General features: G+C 59.2%; 3 protein-coding genes and 1 pseudogene. All 4 read left to right on the top strand.

Annotation, left to right across the window (positions count from 1 at the left end; genetic code table 11):
- A pseudogene (locus tag CAPSK01_RS17315) lies at window positions 1-694 on the top strand (Clp protease ClpP); the annotation flags it as partial.
- 37 nt (window positions 695-731) lie between these two features.
- A complete protein-coding gene (locus tag CAPSK01_RS17310) occupies window positions 732-1,097 on the top strand; it encodes a DUF2190 family protein (protein WP_034929650.1) in 366 nt (121 codons plus the stop codon).
- Window positions 1,098-1,101: 4 nt separating this feature from the next.
- The gene (locus CAPSK01_RS17305) at window positions 1,102-1,416 is read left to right on the top strand and encodes a hypothetical protein (RefSeq protein ID WP_034929647.1); all 315 of its coding nucleotides are present in this window, start codon (window positions 1,102-1,104) and stop codon (window positions 1,414-1,416) included.
- Window positions 1,413-1,832, top strand: coding sequence for a hypothetical protein (locus CAPSK01_RS17300; protein WP_034929644.1), 420 nt, complete (start codon window positions 1,413-1,415; stop codon window positions 1,830-1,832). The genes CAPSK01_RS17305 and CAPSK01_RS17300 overlap by 4 nt, the downstream gene beginning before the upstream one ends.
- Window positions 1,833-1,931: the final 99 nt, after the last annotated feature.

Below are 1,931 nucleotides of genomic sequence, written 5' to 3'. Positions count from 1 at the left end.
CAAGGCGATCCCGGACGCGACCGCCGAAACGGTGATCATTGGCACCAAGGCCAACACCATCACCCTGACCCGCCAGGCGGTTATCAACGACGACCTGGGCGCGTTCGTCCGGCTGGGACAAATGCTGGCCCGCGCCGCCGCTCGCAGTATCGAAGCCGACGCTTACGCCTTGCTGACCAGCAACCCGACCCTCGACAGCGACAGCACTGCTCTGTTTCACGCCAACCACGGCAACTACCACACGAGCGGCAGCGCCGCCGCGATCACCATGACCAGCCTGGACGCAGCCCGCACCGCGATCAAGCTGCAAAAAGACCGCAGCGGCAACGACTACATCGGCATCACCGAGCCGTTCATTCTGCTCTGCCCCGTGGCGAAAGCGGGCGCAGCGCGAGTGGCTAATGAGTCGGAATATGACCCGGACACCGCCAATAAGCTGCAACGCGCCAACATTACGCGCGGCATCTTCTCGGCCATCGTAGATACCCCGTATCTGACCGGCACCGGCTGGTATCTGCTGGCCGACCCGGCGCAGTTCCCCACCTTCGAGGTGCTGTTCCTCAACGGCCAACAGACCCCATTCAGCGACCGGATTGAACAGCAAAACGTGGACGGCGTGTTGTGGCTGATTCGGCATGACTATGGCGTCAATGTGGTGGATTACGTCGGCGCGTACTACAACACCGGCGCGTAATCCGTAATAACCACTACCTCTATAAGGAGAATCGGTAATGACGACAAAATACGTGATGGACGGCGATGTGATTGATTATGCCAATACCGGCAGCGCGATTGCCGCTGGATCGGTGGTGGCTATCGGCAACCTGATCGGCGTGGCGCTGGTGGATATTCCCGCGACCAGCGGCGTCGGCAGCGTGAAACTGTCGGGCGTGTTTAATCTGCCCAAAGCAACCGGCGCGGCGTGGGCGCAGGGCGCGAAACTGCTCTGGGATGTGAGCGCCGGAAAGTTTGATGTTGGCACCGCCACCCCGGCGACCGGCGATATTTCAAACTGCTGTGTCGCCGCCGCCGCTGCGGGCAGCGCCGCTACAACGGGATGGGTGATGCTCAATATGGGCGTGGGCACGGTCGCTTAATCGCATGAATCCCGCGCTGATCGCCACGTTCACCAGTAACGCCGATACGACGCTGCAAGGGTTGGGCGGCCCCCTGACGCGCATCCGCGTGGGCGCGCCCGACCTGACGCTGCGCGGCATCCTTCGAACCGAACTGGCGCCGGTCGGTGAATTTGGCGAGCGGATGGAGCAACGCCACACCCTGACCGTAGCGGCCAGCGCCGATCTGAAGATAGGCGATACCGTTCTCACCGCCGTTCCGGCGGCGACCTGGCTCGTGGCTCAAGCGCAGTCCAACAATGGCTTTATCGCGGTTTACGCGCTAAGGACGCCGGGATGACGACCATTGAAATGGATTCGCTACGCCGTCGCCTTGATAACGAACAAGTTAATCGGTTTGCCGAGATCAGTGCGGCAGTTAGCCGATTGCAGGCTTCATTCGAGGAGTCGCTGCGCAATGGGGCAATCATTCAAGCGAATCAGGCCGCCATGCTGGAGCGGATTGCCGCGTTCAACGAGAAGTTTCTCGAACACGATGAAAAAGAAGGTGCAGATCGCGCTAATTTCTATGAGTTCATGGACATGGCGCGCCGCCAGAATTCCGAACATGCCACGATTATCGTCAAGCTGCAAAGCGAAATCAGCGCGCTCTGGAAATGGAATACCTGGCTAGTGGGGATGTTTACTGCCGCCATTGCTTCGTTAATGACGTGGATCGTCAGTCACCCTGAGTTAATCGCGCAGGTGCTTAAATGAGCCTTTTTATCTCCGTAAATTGGAATAACCGGCAACTCGTAATCCGCGATCCGCCGGATGCCGTCAAATCAAGGATGAGGTTGTTTTTTATCGCGCATC

This window comes from Candidatus Accumulibacter vicinus (assembly GCF_000584955.1).
Taxonomy (GTDB): domain Bacteria; phylum Pseudomonadota; class Gammaproteobacteria; order Burkholderiales; family Rhodocyclaceae; genus Accumulibacter; species Accumulibacter vicinus.
This window is presented reverse-complemented; position numbering and strand designations above follow the sequence as displayed.

Bases quoted from the DNA above. Each gene is read 5' to 3' on its own strand.
- CAPSK01_RS17305 (WP_034929647.1), top strand. From the start codon at position 1,102: ATGAATCCCGCGCTGATCGCCACGTTCACCAGTAACGCCGATACGACG.
- CAPSK01_RS17300 (WP_034929644.1), top strand. From the start codon at position 1,413: ATGACGACCATTGAAATGGATTCGCTACGCCGTCGCCTTGATAACGAA.
- CAPSK01_RS17310 (WP_034929650.1), top strand. From the start codon at position 732: ATGACGACAAAATACGTGATGGACGGCGATGTGATTGATTATGCCAAT.